Origin of the sequence: Pseudomonas sp. BP11-1-1, from assembly GCF_052112105.1 — a bacterium.
GTDB classification, from domain to species: domain Bacteria; phylum Pseudomonadota; class Gammaproteobacteria; order Pseudomonadales; family Pseudomonadaceae; genus Aquipseudomonas; species Aquipseudomonas alvandae.
The window spans coordinates 677,723-695,506 of the sequence record NZ_JAUTYU010000001.1 but is presented as its reverse complement, the minus strand read 5'-3'; the positions used below and the strand labels follow the sequence as shown (position 1 = coordinate 695,506).

The following is a 17,784-nucleotide window of genomic DNA, read 5'->3' as shown; positions in this document are numbered from 1 at the left end:
CTGGGCTCATTCCATTGCGTAAACAGCGATGCCACAGGGCCAGCAAACCGGCAGCCCCGACGTTATGGGTCGTGGGCCAGGCGGTAAATGCGGAAACGCCTGAAAGACTTGTGGGAAAAGGCGACACGTCCTAAACCAACTGCTGTGGGACGCAGTGCTTTTGGATGTAGGCAATTTCCTAGGTCTTGGTCTCGGCAGACAGGGCGACGGCATGGCGTGGGAGCGAGTCCTGCTCGCGATGGCGTCGTTGATAGTCCGCCATCGCGCTTAAAAAAGAGGCCGCTACGCCCGAAGCGTCGGACCGGCCCAGCGGGAGCAAGCTCCCTCGCCACAGGTCACCTTACTTGCTGACGCTGACGCCGTAGAAGGAGTTCAAGCCAAAGGGGCTGATCTTGAAGTCCTGCACGTTGGCGCGCATGGGTTGATACACCGTCGAGTGAGCGATAGGTGTCATTGGCACAGCATCCTTGAGGACGTGTTGCGCCTGCTTGTACAGTTCGGTGCGCTTGGCCTGGTCGGTGGTGCGCTTGGCTTCTTTCACGAGGCCATCGAACTTCTTGTCACACCATTTGGAGAAGTTGTTGCCGGCCAGCGAGTCGCAGCCGAACAGCACGTTGAGCCAGTTGTCCGGGTCACCGTTGTCACCGCTCCAGCCAATGATCATGGCCTGGTTCTCGCCGCCCTTGGAACGCTTGATGTACTCGCCCCATTCGTAGCTGACGATGTTGACGTTCAGGCCGATTTTCTTCCAATCGGACTGCAGCATCTCGGCCATCAACTTGGCGTTCGGGTTGTACGGACGCTGCACCGGCATCGCCCACAGGGTGATGTTGGTGCCTTCCTTGACGCCGGCTTCCTTGAGCAGCTCCTTGGCTTTCTCAGGATCGTACTTGGCGTCCTTGATGGTGGTGTCGTAGGACCACTGGGTCGGCGGCATGGCGTTGACCGCCAGTTGGCCGGCGCCCTGGTACACCGAGTCGATGATCTGTGGCTTGTTGACCGCCATGTCCAGCGCCTGGCGGACCTTCAGGTTGGCCAGCACGTTCGGCTCGTTGCTGCCCTTGATCTTGTCCATCACGTTGTAGGCGATATAGCCCAGGTTGAAACCCGCCTGGTCAGGCATCTTCAACGCTTTGTCTTCCTTCAGGGCCTTGAGGTCGGCCGGGCGTGGGAAGAGGGTGATCTGGCATTCGTTTTTCTTGAGCTTCTGCATGCGCACCGACGGGTCGGTGGTGATGGCGAAGATCAGGTTGTCGATCTTCACGTCGTCAGGCTTCCAGTAGTCCTTGTTCCCGGTGTAGCGGATGTTGGAGTCTTTCTGATAGCTCTTGAACACGAACGGGCCAGTGCCGACCGGCTTCTGGTTGATGTCCGGGGCCTTGCCTTCCTTGAGCAGTTGGGCGCCGTATTCGGCGGACTGGATCGAGGCGAAGCTCATCGCCATGTTCTGGATGAACGCGGCGTCTACATCCTTGAGGGTGAACTTGACGGTGTGGTCGTCGACTTTATCGATCTTGGTGATGTTGGTGTCCATCCCCATGTCGGTGAAGTACGGGAATTCGGTTGGGTACGCCTTACGGAAAGGGTCGTCCTTGTTGATCATGCGGTTGAACGTGAACAGCACGTCGTCGGCATTGAATTCACGGGTCGGCTTGAAGTACGAGGTAGTGTGGAACTTGACGCCTTCACGCAGGTGGAAAGTGTAGGTGAGGCCGTCTTCGGAAATGTCCCACTTGGTGGCCAGGCCAGGAATCACGGCGGTGCCGCCGCGCTCAAACTGGGTCAGGCGGTTGAACATGGTTTCTGCAGAGGCGTCGAAGTCGGTTCCGGTGGTGTACTGACCAGGGTCGAAACCGGCCGGGCTGCCTTCGGAGCAGAACACCAGGTTAGTCGCGGCGGAAGCGAAAGGAGCGCTGGCTAACAAGCCTGCGCCGACTAAAAACGGAATGACCGCGTGTTTAAGCATGTTGGCCTCATGATTTGTTGTCATTTTTGGATTTGAGGGCGACCTCGTGAGTCGTCCTGCGGATACTTATGCAGGCCCCATACCCAATGCAAGATCCAGAGCGGTTACAAGTCTGAAACAGTGGCACGAACGTACCTTAATGTCGCATCTTTGTAACTTCTGACGCATTTGACCGTTTGCGCAGGCTTTTTTGGGGCGAAACGCGCTCCTTGGCGGTGCGACGCGAGGCCGCGACGCACCGCCATGGGGCGGGTTTTACTTGTTCAAACCCACGCCGTAGAAGGGTGTGAGGCCAAATGGGCTGAGTTTGAAATCCACCACTTCCTTGCGTATCGGCTGGAACACCGTTGAGTTGGCAATGGGCGTGATGGGCACCTGCTGCTTGAGGATTTTCTGCGCCTGCTGGTACAGCTCGATCCGTTTTTGCCGGTCGGTCGCGACCTTGGCTTGCTGGACCAACCGGTCGTAGGCCGGGTCGCACCACTTGGCGTAGTTGCTGCCCTTGACCGCTGCGCAGCTATAAAGCACGCCGAGCCAGTTGTCCGGGTCGCCGTTGTCGCCGGTCCAGCCGTAGATCATCGCGTCGTGTTCGCCGTTCTTGGCGCGCTTGATGTACTCGCCCCATTCGTAGCTGACGATGTTGGCCTTGATGCCAATCCTGGTCCAATCCTGCTGGATCATCTGCGCCGACATGCGTGCGTTGGGGTTGGACGCGCGCTGCACCGTCATCGCCCACAAATCAATGGTTGTACCGGGCGCAACCCCGGCTTCCTTGAGGAGCGCCTTGGCCTTGGTCACGTCATGGGGCGCGTCCTGGATCGTCGGGTCGAACGACCACTGGGCCGGCGGCAAGGCGTTCTGCGCCAGCTGCCCGGCGCCTTGGTAAACGGCCTTGATGATCGCCGGTTTATCGATGGCCATGTCCAGCGCCTGGCGGACCTTGAGCTGGTCCAGCGGCGGGTGCGTCACGTTGTAGGCCAGGAAACCGAGATTGAAACCGGGCTGCTTGAGCACCCGCAGGTTCGGGTCTTGCTCCATCACCTCGATGTCGGCCGGGCGCGGATAACCGCTGACCTGGCACTCGCCGCGCTTGAGCTTTTGCAGGCGCACGGCGGCGTCCGGGGTGATGGAAAAAATCAGGTTATCGAGCTTCACGTCCTCGGGTTTCCAGTACGCGGTGTTGGCGGCGTAGCGGATCTGCGAATCCTTCTGGTAACGCTTGAACACGAACGGCCCGGTGCCGACGGGTTTCTGGTTGAGGTCGCCGGCCTTGCCTTCCTTCAATAGCTGCGCGGCGTATTCGGCGGATTGCACCGAGGCAAAACTCATTGCCAGGTTCTGTACGAAAGCCGCATCGACGTTGTTCAGGCTGAAGCGGACGGTGTGCTCGTCGACTTTCTCGACGTTTTTGATCGTGGTGTTCAGGCCCATGTCGGTGAAGTACGGCGATTCGGTGGGGTAGGCCTGGCGAAACGGGTGTTGTGGGTCGAGCAGGCGTTGGAAGGTGAACAGCACGTCGTCGGCGTTGAAGTCGCGGGTGGGGGTGAAATAGTCGGTGGTATGGAATTTCACGCCGTCGCGCAGGTGAAACGTGTAGGTCAGGCCATCGGCGGACACGTCCCAACTTGTCGCCAACCCAGGCTCGACCTCGGTGCCGCCGCGCTTGAACTGGGTGAGGCGGTTGAAGACGGTTTCGGCCGAGGCGTCGAAGTCGGTGCCGCTGGTGTATTGACTGGGGTCGAACCCGGCGGGGCTGGCTTCGGAGCAGTAGACCAGGGTGGTGGCGGCCTGGGCCAGTGGGGCGCTGCTGATCAAGGTTAGGGCCAGCAGGAGGGGCTTGAAGGTGGTTCTGTCCATGAAATCCCTTGGGGGCGGTGAGGTTTTCAGAAGAGTAGCGTTGCGGGAGGGGGTGTTGGAAATATCGAAAAGTGAGGGGGACCGTGGGGTTTGGGTATAGCTTCTTGGGTGAGGCGGCCTGATAGCCGGCCTGGTTCTTCCTGCTGTACTCCGATCAAACTGTGGGGAGCTTGCTCGCGATGGCGGCCTTCCAGTCGGGTACATATCCATTGCTGCGGTAACGGCTACTTAGGGTTCCGCCCTTACGGCGGGTCACTTTTGGAGGAGCGCCAAAAGTAACCAAAAGCGCTTTGCCCCACCACTCGGCACCTCGCTTAGCTCGGTGTGCCCTCACTCCGGCATTGCTCCGTGGGCCCGCCGCGATGGGCCATCCATGGCCCTGCGCGGCTATCCCGGCATCCATGCCGGGATGCCCACTCCACAATGCCTGCGTTCGGCCATCGTGGTTAACGGGGCCCTCAGATCAAAAGCCGGGCCGAGGCGGCCTTATAGCCGACCTGGCTCTTGCGGTCGTGCACCCTTCAAATCTGTGGGAGCAAAGCTTGCTCGCGAGGCGGCCTGGTAGCCGACCTGGCTCTCCCGGTCATATCCCAATCCATTGTGGGAGCGAGCCTGCTCGCGAAGGCGGCTTAGTAGCCGGCCTATCTCTCACGAATGTACCCGATCAGTTGTGTGTGGGTTTGTTCGCGAAGGTGGCCTGAAAGCCCAGGTATGAAGGCTGGTCATTTCATGCCTAAGAAAAATATTTTGACTTTTCAAGGCGGCCGAATCTTTCGCTGTCCACATTCCATAAAACGTGGACAGTTCTCTCGTGCTGTTTTTGGAGATGTCAAAACTATTGTGCGACTCCGTTCTGAGAAGACCCCAGCAGAGGTCGAAGCAATATGTCTATGTCCCGCCGACCACCAAACCCGTGGCGAGGGAGCTTGCTCCCGCTGGGGCGCGAAGCGGCCCCAACAGCAGCGACTGCATTCATCTGACGTACCGAGGTGTCAGGTTTGGGGCTGCTGCGCAGCCCAGCGGGAGCAAGCTCCCTCGCCACGGGGTTGCTGCGCCAGGAGGTGTGATGAGTCATTCATTTTTGTCGGAAGGATCATCGGTCCTGAAACGAAACATCCCACAGCTTTTTAGGGTTGCCGGTCGGAAGTGGGGGCTCTAACCTTTGAACGTCGCTGCCAAAGCAGCGATCGGGTGTGGAAACCTGAATTAGTAGGGCATGGCTGAACATCGTGTTGCCGACGTCTCGTTTCGTCTGCAAACTGCGTCCTGGCGGCTGTGCGTGGGCAGACTTCGGTCTGGCCGGGTCCTGCTTACCGGTATTTCCACCCCGCGTACCGCTGCCACCTATTGTCGCGTGGAAACGACACAGGGATGGCTCCAACTTTTTAAGCAGGAGCATTGAATATGGATAAGTCAGTCCCCGATCCCCCCTTCAACAGAACAAACCCCCTAGCAGAATTCGACGCCATCGAAGACCTGCTAAAAGACCGAGCCGCCGCCGATCGGGCCCTCGATCATTACCTCAATCCGAAGCCTTCAAAGCCCAGTACCGATCCACGCATCGATAGCCTGTTCTCCGTTACCGCCAAGGCCGACACCGATACGCTGTTGACCAGCACTTCCGAAACCCTAGCCTCGATCAAGACCATGGCCGAGGACCTGGCGTTTGAAGTGGAGGGCACGCGGCGCAGTGTGGCGTTGGGAATTCATCAGTTGGTGGAGTTGTGCCAGTTGCTGGTGGACAAGGCGTTGGATCAGCTTGAAGCGCCGGCCAGCCCAGCCGAAGTATAGCGGGAGGGAAGATGCGTCCGACCCATCAACCCAACCCTGACACCTTGGTGTGTCAGGTAGATTGAGTCGCTGCCTTTGGGGCTGCTGTGCAGCCCAGCGGGGATAAATCCCCTCGCCACAAGGGCTTAACTGGGCCGACGGCACAGTTAGTCCATCGATCACTGCATCAACACCTCAACCACCCCATCCGCCGTCATCGTTACCTTACTGGTACCCGCTTCCACCTCAGGCGTGACCGACTCGGCATCCATCGACGCCGCTTTCATCATCATTTGCGGGCGCATGTACGGTTGTGGATAGCCGTTGGTGTTGAAGTTCAGGTTGACGATTTTATAACCCTTGCCACCCAAGGCTTCGGTGGCCAGTTGGGCGCGGGCCTTGAAGGCGTTGACCGCGTCCTTGAGCAGGGCGTCTTCGCTGGTCTGGCGAGTGGCGGTGGCGATGGCGAAGTCCATGCCGCCCATTTTCATGTCGCTGAGCAATTCGCCGGTGAGTTTGGACAGGGCGGCGAAGTCGGCGCTTTCCAGGCGCAGTTCGGCGCGTTCGCGCCAGCCGGTGATTTTCCCGCCTTTGTTGTCGTAGATCGGGTAGCTGTTGCGGCTGCCCTGGCTCAGGTTGATGCCCTTGACCTGTTTGGCCTGGCCTATGGCTTTATTCAGGGTGGTGCTGACGGCGGCGGCGAGCTTGGCCGGGTCGGTGTTCTGTTCCTCGGTGTAGAGGGTGACGATCATCAGGTCGCGGGCCACTTCCTGGCTGGCTTCGGCGCGCAGGGAGATCTGGTTGTAATGAAGCTCGTCGGCGGCCAGGGCCGGCAGGCTGGCGACGGTGCCGAGGCTGAGGGCGAGCAGGGCGGCGGGGCGACTGAACGTGTGCATGAAAGCTCCTTGGGATGATGCGCAGGGGTGTAGGTTCCGGGCCTGCGTGAACGATAAGACTCTAGCGTTTATGGTGCGGTTCGCACAGTTACAACTTCTATACAGATCAGCTCGGTGAAGGGCTTTCTGTGGCGAGGGGATTTATCCCCGCTGGACTGCGTAGCAGTCCCAGAATTGCCATGCCCCAGCTCGGCGTGGTGCCTGACCTTTTTGGGGGCCGCTTCGCGCCCCAGCGGGGATAAATCCCCTCGCCACAATGGTTGCTCTGTCGTTTCACGGCTGTGGCGCTTTGCCGCATATCTGCCTCTGCCCGCCGTGCGTTGGTTATACTCCGTGCGATCCGCCTGGAGCGCTCATCAGGAGAGCTCATGCTCGCCCCTTTGCAAATGACTTCCGCTTCTCGCCAGAACCTCTGGCGCCTGACGTTTATCCGCATTCTGGTCCTCGCGGCCCAGGCCGGCTCCGTGGGGCTTGCCTATTGGTTCGACCTGCTGCCGCTGCCCTGGCTGCAATTGGCGATTACCCTGGTTTTCTCCAGCGTACTCTGCGCGTTGACGGCGATTCGCCTGCGCACCTCATGGCCAGTGACCGAACTTGAATACGCCGTGCAACTGGCCTGCGACCTGTTTATCCACAGCGCGCTGCTGTATTTCTCCGGTGGCTCCACCAACCCCTTCGTCTCTTATTACCTGGTGCCGCTGACCATCGCCGCCGTGACGTTGCCGTGGCGGTTTTCGCTGATCCTGTCTGGCATCGCCCTGGCGCTGTACACCTTGTTGCTGGCGCGGTTCTATCCGCTGGAAACCTTCCCCATCGCCCGGGAAAACCTGCAGATCTACGGCATGTGGTTGAGCTTCGCCCTGGCCGCCGCGGTCATCACCTTCTTTGCCGCGCGCATGGCCGAGGAGCTGCGCCGCCAGGAAGAGTTGCGCGCCATTCGCCGCGAAGAAGGCCTGCGGGACGAGCAACTGCTGGCCGTGGCGACCCAGGCCGCCGGCGCCGCCCACGAGTTGGGCACACCGCTGGCGACCATGAGCGTGCTGCTCAAGGAAATGCGCCAGGATCACAAAGACCCGGCGTTGCAGGAAGACCTCAGCGTGCTGCAGGACCAGGTCAAGCTCTGCAAGGAGACCCTGCAATACCTGGTACGCGCCGCCGAGGCCAATCGCCGGTTGGACATCGACATGCAGGCGGTCACGTTCTGGCTCGACGATGCCCTGAATCGCTGGCATTTGATGCGTCCGGAGGCCAGCTACCGCTTCCAGTGCCTGGGCAAGGGCACGGTGCCGCGCATGGCGCCGCCGCCGGACCTGACCCAGGCGCTGCTGAACCTGTTGAACAATGCCGCCGACGCCTGCCCCGAAGGCTTGGAAGTGGTATTGGATTGGGATGCCTATGAATTGACGATCTGTATCCGCGACCACGGCGCCGGTGTGCCGCTGGCGATTGCCGAGCAGATCGGCAAACCGTTTTTCACCACCAAGGGCAAAGGTTTCGGCCTGGGCCTGTTTTTGAGCAAGGCCAGCGTGACACGCGCTGGCGGCTCGGTGAAACTCTACCCCCATGAGGAAGGCGGCACGCTCACCGAGCTGCGCCTGCCCCATGCCGACCGAGGAGACGAATATGAGTGACGAGATCCAAGTCGACGGCGAAGAACTGCCGCACCTGCTGCTGGTGGATGACGACGCCACCTTCACCCGCGTCATGGCCCGCGCCATGTCCCGCCGCGGTTTTCGGGTCAGCACCGCCGGCTCCGCCGAAGAGGGCCTGACCATCGCCCAGGCCGACCTGCCGGACTACGCCGCCCTCGACCTGAAGATGGATGGCGATTCGGGCCTGGTGCTGCTGCCCAAGCTGCTCGAGCTGGACCCGGAAATGCGCGTGGTGATCCTCACCGGTTATTCGAGCATCGCCACGGCGGTCGAAGCCATCAAGCGCGGTGCCTGCAATTACCTGTGCAAACCGGCCGACGCCGATGACGTGCTGGCGGCGCTGCTGTCCGAACACGCCGACCTCGACACCCTGGTGCCGGAAAACCCCATGTCGGTTGATCGCCTGCAATGGGAGCACATCCAGCGCGTGCTGACCGAGCACGAAGGCAACATCTCCGCCACGGCCCGCGCCTTGGGCATGCACCGGCGGACCTTGCAGCGCAAATTGCAAAAGCGTCCGGTACGTCGCTGAACCTGCGCTGAACAGATGTTGTCCACCCCCGCGACACATCGGGCCGTTGCTCTATATGATCGGCCCGAGTCTGTTCTTTTCTTTATAGAGCCTTAACCATGAATCAGAACGCTGAATATTCCGCGGTCAATGACGCGGTGCGCGGCCAGTTTTTCCGCCGTGTCTGGCAAATGACCACGCCATACTGGCGCAGTGAGGAGAAGGGCAAGGCCTGGATGCTTTTGATCGCCGTGATAGCGCTGTCGTTGTTCAGCGTGGCGATTTCGGTGTGGTTCAACAATTGGAACAGGGATTTCTACAATGCCCTGCAAGAGAAGGACAGCGCGGCATTCTGGCGGTTGATCCTGTACTTCTGCGGTATCGCTGCGGTGGCGATCCTCGGCGCGGTGTACCGTTTGTATCTCACGCAGATGCTCACCATTCGCTGGCGGGCCTGGCTCACCGAGCAGCATTTTGCCCGCTGGCTCAACAACAAGAATTACTACCGGCTGGAGCAGGGCGGCTATACCGATAACCCCGACCAGCGGATATCCGAAGACCTCAACAGTTTCACCACCAACACGCTGGAACTGGGCCTGGGCCTGCTGCGCACCGTGGTCAGCCTGGTATCGTTCTCGATTATCTTGTGGGGCATTTCGGGCAGCATTGAAGTGTTCGGCTACACCATCCCGGGCTATATGTTCTGGTGCGCTCTGATTTATGCGGCGGTGGGCAGCTGGTTGACGCACCTGATCGGTCGTCGCTTGATCGGCTTGAACAACAACCAGCAGCGCTTCGAGGCTGACCTGCGTTTCTCCATGGTTCGGGTGCGCGAGAATGCCGAGAGCATTGCGCTGTATAACGGCGAGCCCAACGAGAATCGTCGCTTGAGCGGGCGCTTCGGCCTGGTCTGGCATAACTTCTGGGACATCATGCGGGTGTCCAAGCGCCTGACGTTCTTCACGTCCGGCTACGGCCAGATCGCGATCATTTTTCCGTTCATGGTCGCCGCGCCGCGCTATTTTTCCGGCAAGATCCAACTGGGCGAACTCATGCAGATAAGTTCGGCGTTCGGTAACGTGCAGGAGAATTTCAGTTGGTTCATCACCGCCTACGCCAACCTCGCCGCGTGGCGGGCCACCTGTGATCGCTTGTTGAGTTTCCGTCAGGCAATGAGTGACAACGAAGACCGCGTGCCGGCCATCGATGTGCAGAACCAGGGTAATGAGCTGAACGTACGCAACCTCGGGCTGGACCTGAGCGATGGTCGCCATTTGCTGACCCACGCCGAACTGAATGTCGAACCGGGCGAGCGGGTTATGCTCAGCGGTCGTTCCGGCAGCGGCAAGTCCACGTTGTTGCGGGCGATGGGGCATTTGTGGCCCACCGGGCATGGCAGCATTCGGCTGCCGTCGGCCCGTTATCTGTTCCTGCCGCAAAAGCCTTACTTGCCGATTGGCAGCCTGCGCGAAGTGCTGAGTTATCCACAAGCCGGCGACGTCTACCCCAACGAGCGTTATGCACAGGTCCTGGAAACCTGTCGCCTGCCGCACTTGGTTTCGCGGTTGGACGAAAGCAATCATTGGCAGCGCATGCTCTCGCCCGGCGAGCAGCAACGCCTGGCCTTTGCCCGCGCATTGCTTTACGCGCCGTTATGGTTGTACATGGACGAAGCCACGTCGGCCATGGATGAAGAGGACGAGGCGACGCTGTACCAGGCCTTGATCGACCAGTTGCCGGGCCTGAGCATTGTCAGCGTCGGCCATCGAAGCAGTTTGAAACGTTTCCATCCGCGACACGTGCGTATCGAAAATGGCCAACTGGTGGAGCAGGCGGTGACCGCCTGATTGTCATTGTCGAACGCTGTTGTGGCGAGGGGATTTATCCCCGCTGGGCGCGAAGCGCCCCTTTCAAATCAACGGTCCTCGATATTGAGTCTGCCAATAGATCAAGGGGGCTGCTACGCAGCCCAGCGGGGATAAATCCCCTCGCCACAACGATGCATGGCGGTAACCTTTGACAAGGCCCACCGGTGAGCACGGTGATCGTACAACCACGTTGCGCTATGATGCACACTTAGCCGCTTGCCAAATATAGAGACACACCATGGAAAACCCGATCAACGTCCCACGCCTTCCCCGCAAGCGCCGCAGCCTGGCGCAGGAGCTGGTGACGGTCCTGACCGAGCAGATTCGCGACGGCCTGCTCAAGCGTGGCGATAAATTGCCCACCGAGTCGGCGATCATGGAAGCCCATGGCGTCAGCCGCACAGTCGTGCGCGAGGCAATTTCCCGGTTGCAGGCGGCCGGCCAGGTGGAAACCCGCCACGGCATTGGCACCTTCGTGCTGGACACGCCCAGCCCAAGCGGTTTTCGCATCGACCCGGCCACGGTAGTGACCTTGCGCGATGTGCTGGCGATCCTGGAATTGCGCATCAGCCTGGAAGTGGAATCCGCCGGGCTGGCGGCGCAGCGCCGCAGCGATGAGCAACTGGCGGCGATGCGGGCGGCCCTTGATGCCTTGAACGAAAGCGCGGCCCACGCCAGCGACGCGGTGGCCTCGGACTTCGCCTTCCACCTGGAAATCGCCCTGTCCACCGGCAACCGCTACTTCACCGACATCATGACCCACCTGGGCACCAGCATCATCCCGCGTACCCGGCTGAACTCGGCGCGCCTGGCCCATGACGACCATCAGCACTACATGGATCGCCTGAGCCGCGAACACGAGGAAATCTACGAGGCCATCGCTCGCCAGGACTCCGACGCCGCCCGTGCGGCCATGCGTCTGCACCTGACCAACAGCCGCGAGCGGTTGCGCCAGGCCCATGAAGAGGCGCAGGCGCAGGGCTAGCGTCTTTCGGTTGAAATGAGGCGAGTCATTGCTTCTGTGGCGAGGGGATTTATCCCCGTTGGGCTGCGAAGCAGCCCCCACACAGACGCCTTTGTGTGTGGGATCGGATTGAGTTACCGCCTTAGGGGGTTGCTGCGCAACCCAGCGGGGATAAATCCCCTCGCCACAGAATGTCCCTCCCTGTGAGGCCGCGCTGATCGCCGCGTAAGGCGACTCAATAAAGATTGTGAAGGAACTACAGCCGTGCGCAGCACCGCCGTGCCTGGGGCTGTGTCCCCACGCTGCAACGGTGCCTATTGGCAGAGTTAACAGGGTCGACGAGCCGTCCTGGAGCCCCGGCGGCAATTTCCATTCGTCTTCCAATCTCGTCCTAAGTCCCGATTTAGAAGGCTTCACGCCAACAACCCTGGCCCGCCTCCCCAACAAAAGACGAAATGCAGTTGACGTTCACATTTTAAGTTGTACGATGACCTACAACTTCACATGAAGCTGAACCGTTTCCTACAACACAACATTTGCGTCCAGGGTGTTCGAATAATGAATCCACAAGAACTGAAGTCCATCCTCTCGTCTGGCCTGCTGTCGTTCCCGGTCACCGATTTCACTGCCAATGGCGATTTCAATCGCGACAGCTACATCAAGCGTCTCGAGTGGCTGGCCCCGTATGGCGCCTCTGCATTGTTCGCAGCGGGCGGCACCGGTGAATTCTTCTCCCTGGCCGCCAGCGAGTATTCGCAAGTCATCAAGACGGCAGTCGATACCTGCGCCACCAGCGTGCCAATCCTCGCCGGTGTTGGCGGTGCGACCCGCCAGGCCATCGAATACGCTCAGGAAGCCGAGCGCTTGGGCGCCAAGGGCCTGTTGCTGCTGCCGCACTACCTGACCGAAGCCAGCCAGGACGGCGTTGCCGCCCACGTTGAAGCCGTGTGCAAATCGGTGAAGATCGGCGTGGTGGTGTACAACCGCAACGTCTGCCGCCTGAACGCCACTCAGCTGGAGCAACTGGCCGAGCGCTGCCCGAACCTGATCGGCTACAAGGACGGCCTGGGCGATATCGAACTGATGGTGTCGATCCGTCGTCGCCTCGGCGATCGTTTCAGCTACCTGGGCGGTCTGCCGACCGCTGAAGTCTACGCCGCGGCCTACAAGGCCCTGGGCGTGCCGGTCTACTCCTCGGCGGTGTTCAACTTCATCCCGAAAACCGCGATGGACTTCTACCACGCCATTGCCCGCGACGATCACGAGACCGTTGGCAAGATCATCGACGACTTCTTCCTGCCATACCTGGACATCCGCAACCGCAAGGCCGGTTACGCAGTGAGCATCGTCAAGGCTGGCGCGAAGATCGTTGGCTATGACGCAGGTCCTGTGCGCACGCCGTTGACCGATCTGCTGCCAGAAGAATACGAAGCCCTGGCCGCGCTGATCGACAAGCAAGGCAAGCAGTAACAGACCCGACAAGGCCGCTGAGCAATCAGCGGCTTTTTGCGTAAGGCTCGATCGTTCCCGCGCACGCGTGGGGACGCAGCCAGGGACGCCCTGCGTTCCTAGACAGCTTTTGTGAGAGGAGAAGCTCCGTGGCAGATGCAAAGCGTTTCGATAACTACATCAACGGTCAGTGGGTGGCCGGTGCCGACTATTGCACCAACATCAACCCGTCTGACTTGTCCGATGTCATCGGTGAATACGCCAAGGCTGACGCAGCGCAAGTCAACGCCGCCATTGAAGCCGCCCGCGCCGCCTTTCCGGCCTGGTCGACCTCGGGCATCCAGGCCCGTCATGATGCGCTGGACAAAGTCGGCAGCGAGATCCTCGCCCGCCGCGAAGAACTCGGCCAACTGCTGGCCCGGGAAGAGGGCAAGACCCTGCCCGAAGCCATCGGCGAAGTGACCCGCGCCGGTAACATTTTCAAATTCTTCGCCGGTGAATGCCTGCGCCTGTCGGGCGATTACGTGCCGTCGGTGCGTCCAGGCGTCAACGTCGAAGTCACCCGCGAAGCCCTCGGTGTGGTCGGCCTGATCACCCCGTGGAACTTCCCGATCGCCATTCCCGCGTGGAAAATCGCCCCGGCCCTGGCCTACGGCAACTGTGTGGTGATCAAACCCGCCGAACTGGTGCCGGGCTGCGCCTGGGCCCTGGCCGAGATCATCTCCCGCGCCGGTTTCCCGGCCGGTGCGTTCAACCTGGTGATGGGCAGCGGCCGTGTGGTCGGCGAAGTGCTGGTCAACAGCCCGAAAGTCGACGGCATCAGCTTCACCGGTTCGGTGGGTGTGGGCCGGCAGATCGCGGTCAACTGCGTGTCGCGCCAGGCCAAGGTGCAGTTGGAGATGGGCGGCAAGAACCCGCAGATCATCCTCGACGACGCCGACCTCAAGCAGGCCGTCGAACTGGCGGTACAGAGCGCGTTCTACTCCACCGGCCAGCGTTGCACGGCCTCTAGCCGCCTGATCGTCACCGCCGGCATCCACGACAAGTTCGTCGAGGCCATGGCCGAGCGCATGCAGTCGATCAAGGTCGGCCATGCATTGAAGGCCGGCACCGACATCGGCCCGGTGGTTTCCGAAGCCCAGCTCAGCCAGGACTTGAAGTACATCGACATCGGCCAGAGCGAAGGTGCGCGGCTGGTCAGCGGTGGTGGCCTGGTGACGTGCGACACCGAAGGTTACTTCCTGGCGCCGACCTTGTTCGCCGACAGCGAAGCCTCGATGCGCATCAGTCGCGAAGAGATCTTCGGCCCGGTGGCCAACGTCGTGCGCGTGGCCGACTACGAGGCGGCGCTGGCGATGGCCAACGACACTGAGTTCGGCTTGTCGGCCGGTATCGCCACCACCTCGCTGAAGTATGCCAACCACTTCAAGCGCCATTCCCAGGCGGGCATGGTGATGGTCAACCTGCCGACCGCCGGCGTGGATTACCACGTGCCGTTCGGTGGGCGCAAAGGTTCGTCCTACGGTTCGCGCGAGCAGGGTCGCTACGCGCAAGAGTTCTATACCGTGGTGAAGACCGCTTACATCGGCTCGTAAACGCAACACCGGCCGGGTTGGATTTCCAGCCCGGCCGTACAATCTGCTGACCCGCATAAAAATAAATAGTGGGAGTACCTCTACATGCAAGCGACCAAGCCGACTCACGTCCGCTATTTGATCCTGCTCATGCTGTTCCTGGTGACAACGATCAACTATGCCGACCGAGCCACCATTGCCATCGCAGGCTCCAGCCTGCAAAAAGACCTCGGCATCGATGCCGTCACCCTCGGTTATATCTTCTCCGCCTTCGGCTGGGCCTACGTGGCCGGGCAGATTCCCGGCGGCTGGCTGCTCGACCGTTTCGGGTCGAAAAAAATCTATGCCTTGAGCATTTTCACCTGGTCGCTGTTCACCGTGCTGCAGGGCTATGTCGGTGAGTTCGGCATGTCCACGGCCGTGGTTGCGCTGTTCATGCTGCGCTTTCTGGTCGGGCTGGCCGAAGCGCCGTCCTTCCCGGGCAACGCACGGATCGTCGCCGCCTGGTTTCCGACCGCGGAGCGCGGCACCGCCTCGGCGATCTTCAACTCGGCGCAGTATTTCGCCACCGTGTTGTTCGCACCGCTGATGGGCTGGATCGTCTACCGCTTCGGCTGGCAGCACGTGTTCATCGTGATGGGCGTGATCGGCATCGTGTTCTCGCTGATCTGGTTGAAAGTGATCTACGGTCCGCGTCAGCACCCGATGATCAACGAGGCCGAGTTCAATCACATCGCCGCCAACGGCGCGATGGTCGATATGGACCAGGACAAGGGCAAGGAAAAGAAAGCCGACGGTCCGAAGTGGGATTACATCCGTCAACTGCTGACCAACCGCATGATGCTCGGCGTGTACCTGGGCCAGTACTGCATCAACGGCATCACGTACTTCTTCCTGACCTGGTTCCCGGTGTACCTGGTGCAGGAACGCGGCATGACCATCCTCAAGGCCGGTTTCATCGCGTCCTTGCCGGCGATCTGCGGTTTCATCGGCGGCGTGCTGGGCGGGGTGATTTCCGACTACCTGCTGCGCAAGGGGCACTCGCTGACCTTCGCTCGCAAGACGCCGATCATCGCCGGCCTGCTGGTGTCCAGCAGCATCGTGGCGTGTAACTACGTCGACGTCGAATGGATGGTGGTGGGCTTCATGGCCCTGGCCTTCTTCGGTAAAGGCGTCGGCGCACTGGGCTGGGCCGTGGTCTCCGACACGTCGCCAAAACAGATCGCCGGTTTGAGCGGTGGCCTGTTCAACACCTTCGGCAACCTGGCATCGATCACCACGCCAATCGTCATCGGCTACATCATCAGCTCCACCGGTTCGTTCAAATGGGCGCTGGTGTTCGTGGGCTGCAACGCGCTGATGGCGGTGTTCAGCTACCTGGTCATCGTGGGGCCGATCAAACGTGTGGTGCTCAAGGAACCAACGGCCAAGGATGCCGACATCGCCAGCCTGTCTGAAGCCAAGTCCTGAAGGAGCGGCATCAATGCAACTGATTGAACATGCCGATTCGCCCCGTTACATCCGCCTGCATGAGCGGGACAACGTGGTGATCGTCGTCAATGACCAGGGCGTACCGGCCGGGACCGAGTTCCCGGACGGCCTGGTCACCGTGGACTTCGTCCCGCAGAGCCACAAAGTCACCCTCGTGGACATTCCCGAGGGCGGCGAGGTGATTCGCTACGGCCAGGTCATTGGCTACGCGCTGCAGCCGATTCCTCGCGGCAGTTGGGTCAAGGAAGACCAGTTGCGCATGCCCACCGCGCCGCCGCTGGACAGCTTGCCGCTGTCCACCGACGTGCCAGCGGCGGATGCGCCGCTGGAGGGCTACACCTTCGAAGGTTATCGCAACGCCGACGGCACCGTCGGCACGCGCAACATCCTGGGTATTACCACCACGGTGCAGTGCGTCACCGGCGTGCTCGACCATGCGGTCAAGCGCATCAAGGACGAGCTGCTGCCCAAGTACCCGAACGTCGATGACGTGGTCGCGCTGACCCACAGCTATGGCTGCGGGGTGGCGATCACTGCTACCGACGCCTACATCCCGATCCGTACCGTGCGCAACCTGGCGCGCAACCCGAACCTGGGAGGCGAGGCGCTGGTGATCAGCCTGGGCTGCGAGAAATTGCAGGCCGGGCAGGTGATGCACGAAGGCGATAGCTCGGTGGACCTCAGCGAGCCGTGGTTGTATCGCTTGCAGGATTCCAGTCACGGCTTCACGGAAATGATCGAGCAGATCATGGAACTGGCCGAGACGCGCCTGAAGAAACTCGATCAGCGCCGTCGCGAAACCGTGCCGGCCTCGGAGCTGATCCTGGGCATGCAGTGCGGCGGCAGCGATGCGTTTTCCGGCATCACCGCCAACCCGGCCCTGGGCTACGCCTCGGACTTGCTGTTGCGGGCCGGCGCGACGGTGATGTTTTCCGAAGTCACCGAAGTGCGCGATGCGATCTACCTGCTGACCTCCCGGGCGCAAACCCAGGAAGTCGCCCAGGAGCTGGTGCGCGAAATGGACTGGTACGACCGTTACCTGGCCAAAGGCGAGGCCGATCGCAGCGCCAACACCACGCCGGGCAACAAGAAGGGTGGGTTGTCGAACATCGTCGAGAAGTCTTTGGGCTCGATCGTCAAGTCCGGCAGCAGCGCAATCAACGGCGTGCTTGGCCCGGGCGAGCGCTTCAAGCAAAAGGGCCTGATCTTCTGTGCCACGCCGGCCAGTGATTTTGTCTGCGGCACGCTGCAACTGGCGGCGGGGATGAACCTGCACGTGTTCACCACCGGCCGGGGCACGCCGTACGGCTTGGCCATGGCACCGGTGGTGAAGGTCTCGACCCGCACCGAACTGGCCCAGCGCTGGCCGGACCTGATCGACATCGACGCCGGCCGGATCGCCACCGGGCGCGCGACCATCGAAGAGTTGGGTTGGGAGCTGTTCCATTACTACCTGGACGTGGCCAGCGGCAAGAAGCAGACCTGGGCCGAACGGCACAAGCTGTTCAACGACATCACCTTGTTCAACCCGGCGCCGATTACCTGATCCGGTGCCATCGCGAGCAGGGATGCGGGGTGGATATGGATTTTCTGATCACTGGAGATCCAGTGTGGGAGCGAGCCTGCTCGCGAATGCGGTGGTTCAGTTGGCATTGATGGTGGATGTGTCGCCGTCTTCGCGAGCAGGCTCGCTCCCACAAGGGGCAACGGTGAATGTTGGCTCTGTGTTCACCCGAACAAATGTCGGAGCGAGCCTGCTCGCGAAAGCGCTTCACCAGACGCCAAC

Annotated in this window: 12 protein-coding genes; 9 read left to right on the top strand and 3 right to left on the bottom strand. The window is 60.9% G+C overall.

Annotated elements, in window-relative coordinates; translation table 11 throughout:
• Positions 1-340: 340 nt before the first annotated feature.
• Positions 341-1,966 (bottom strand): ABC transporter substrate-binding protein, encoded by a 1,626-nt coding sequence (locus tag Q7C33_RS03030; RefSeq protein WP_030139826.1) that lies wholly within the window; start codon positions 1,964-1,966, stop codon positions 341-343.
• 255 nt (positions 1,967-2,221) lie between these two features.
• Positions 2,222-3,823, bottom strand: a complete 1,602-nt coding sequence (locus tag Q7C33_RS03025) for an ABC transporter substrate-binding protein (protein WP_407682810.1) — start codon at positions 3,821-3,823, stop codon at positions 2,222-2,224.
• A gap of 1,404 nt (positions 3,824-5,227) precedes the next feature.
• Here Q7C33_RS03025 and Q7C33_RS03020 point away from each other — a divergent pair.
• On the top strand, positions 5,228-5,614 hold the full coding sequence (locus Q7C33_RS03020) for a DUF6124 family protein (protein ID WP_407682809.1): 387 nt from the start codon (positions 5,228-5,230) through the stop codon (positions 5,612-5,614).
• Between the two features lie 158 nt (positions 5,615-5,772).
• Here Q7C33_RS03020 and Q7C33_RS03015 read toward each other — a convergent pair whose 3' ends face one another.
• Positions 5,773-6,489 (bottom strand): SIMPL domain-containing protein, encoded by a 717-nt coding sequence (locus tag Q7C33_RS03015; protein WP_030139828.1) that lies wholly within the window; start codon positions 6,487-6,489, stop codon positions 5,773-5,775.
• 368 nt (positions 6,490-6,857) lie between these two features.
• On the opposite strand from Q7C33_RS03015, the gene Q7C33_RS03010 reads away from it, so the two are divergent.
• The 8 genes from Q7C33_RS03010 to garD all read left to right on the top strand — a co-directional run bounded on the left by Q7C33_RS03010 (position 6,858) and on the right by garD (position 17,544).
• Positions 6,858-8,120: an ATP-binding protein gene (locus Q7C33_RS03010; RefSeq protein WP_030139829.1), complete on the top strand. Its 1,263-nt coding sequence runs from the start codon at positions 6,858-6,860 to the stop codon at positions 8,118-8,120.
• Positions 8,113-8,673, top strand: a complete 561-nt coding sequence (locus Q7C33_RS03005; RefSeq protein ID WP_003177957.1) for a response regulator transcription factor — start codon at positions 8,113-8,115, stop codon at positions 8,671-8,673. The genes Q7C33_RS03010 and Q7C33_RS03005 overlap by 8 nt, the downstream gene beginning before the upstream one ends.
• A 98-nt stretch (positions 8,674-8,771) precedes the next feature.
• Positions 8,772-10,499 carry an ABC transporter ATP-binding protein/permease gene (locus tag Q7C33_RS03000; protein ID WP_407682808.1) on the top strand — a complete coding sequence of 576 codons (1,728 nt, stop codon included), beginning with the start codon at positions 8,772-8,774 and terminating at the stop codon, positions 10,497-10,499.
• A gap of 259 nt (positions 10,500-10,758) precedes the next feature.
• The gene (locus Q7C33_RS02995; RefSeq protein WP_030139831.1) at positions 10,759-11,505 is read left to right on the top strand and encodes a FadR/GntR family transcriptional regulator; all 747 of its coding nucleotides are present in this window, start codon (positions 10,759-10,761) and stop codon (positions 11,503-11,505) included.
• A gap of 537 nt (positions 11,506-12,042) precedes the next feature.
• Positions 12,043-12,954 carry a 5-dehydro-4-deoxyglucarate dehydratase gene (gene kdgD, locus Q7C33_RS02990; protein WP_030139832.1) on the top strand — a complete coding sequence of 304 codons (912 nt, stop codon included), beginning with the start codon at positions 12,043-12,045 and terminating at the stop codon, positions 12,952-12,954.
• A gap of 128 nt (positions 12,955-13,082) precedes the next feature.
• Positions 13,083-14,528: an aldehyde dehydrogenase family protein gene (locus Q7C33_RS02985; protein ID WP_407682807.1), complete on the top strand. Its 1,446-nt coding sequence runs from the start codon at positions 13,083-13,085 to the stop codon at positions 14,526-14,528.
• Positions 14,529-14,612: 84 nt separating this feature from the next.
• Positions 14,613-15,977 (top strand): MFS transporter, encoded by a 1,365-nt coding sequence (locus Q7C33_RS02980; RefSeq protein WP_053178197.1) that lies wholly within the window; start codon positions 14,613-14,615, stop codon positions 15,975-15,977.
• Positions 15,978-15,990: 13 nt separating this feature from the next.
• Positions 15,991-17,544, top strand: a complete 1,554-nt coding sequence (garD, locus tag Q7C33_RS02975; RefSeq protein WP_030139835.1) for a galactarate dehydratase — start codon at positions 15,991-15,993, stop codon at positions 17,542-17,544.
• The last annotated feature ends 240 nt before the right edge of the window (positions 17,545-17,784 follow it).

Excerpts from the sequence above, each read along its gene's own strand:
- Q7C33_RS03030 (WP_030139826.1), bottom strand. The coding sequence starts at position 1,966 with ATGCTTAAACACGCGGTCATTCCGTTTTTAGTCGGCGCAGGCTTGTTA.
- Q7C33_RS03025 (WP_407682810.1), bottom strand. The coding sequence starts at position 3,823 with ATGGACAGAACCACCTTCAAGCCCCTCCTGCTGGCCCTAACCTTGATC.
- Q7C33_RS03020 (WP_407682809.1), top strand. The coding sequence starts at position 5,228 with ATGGATAAGTCAGTCCCCGATCCCCCCTTCAACAGAACAAACCCCCTA.
- Q7C33_RS03015 (WP_030139828.1), bottom strand. The coding sequence starts at position 6,489 with ATGCACACGTTCAGTCGCCCCGCCGCCCTGCTCGCCCTCAGCCTCGGC.
- Q7C33_RS03010 (WP_030139829.1), top strand. The coding sequence starts at position 6,858 with ATGCTCGCCCCTTTGCAAATGACTTCCGCTTCTCGCCAGAACCTCTGG.
- Q7C33_RS03005 (WP_003177957.1), top strand. The coding sequence starts at position 8,113 with ATGAGTGACGAGATCCAAGTCGACGGCGAAGAACTGCCGCACCTGCTG.
- Q7C33_RS03000 (WP_407682808.1), top strand. The coding sequence starts at position 8,772 with ATGAATCAGAACGCTGAATATTCCGCGGTCAATGACGCGGTGCGCGGC.
- Q7C33_RS02995 (WP_030139831.1), top strand. The coding sequence starts at position 10,759 with ATGGAAAACCCGATCAACGTCCCACGCCTTCCCCGCAAGCGCCGCAGC.
- kdgD (WP_030139832.1), top strand. The coding sequence starts at position 12,043 with ATGAATCCACAAGAACTGAAGTCCATCCTCTCGTCTGGCCTGCTGTCG.
- Q7C33_RS02980 (WP_053178197.1), top strand. The coding sequence starts at position 14,613 with ATGCAAGCGACCAAGCCGACTCACGTCCGCTATTTGATCCTGCTCATG.
- garD (WP_030139835.1), top strand. The coding sequence starts at position 15,991 with ATGCAACTGATTGAACATGCCGATTCGCCCCGTTACATCCGCCTGCAT.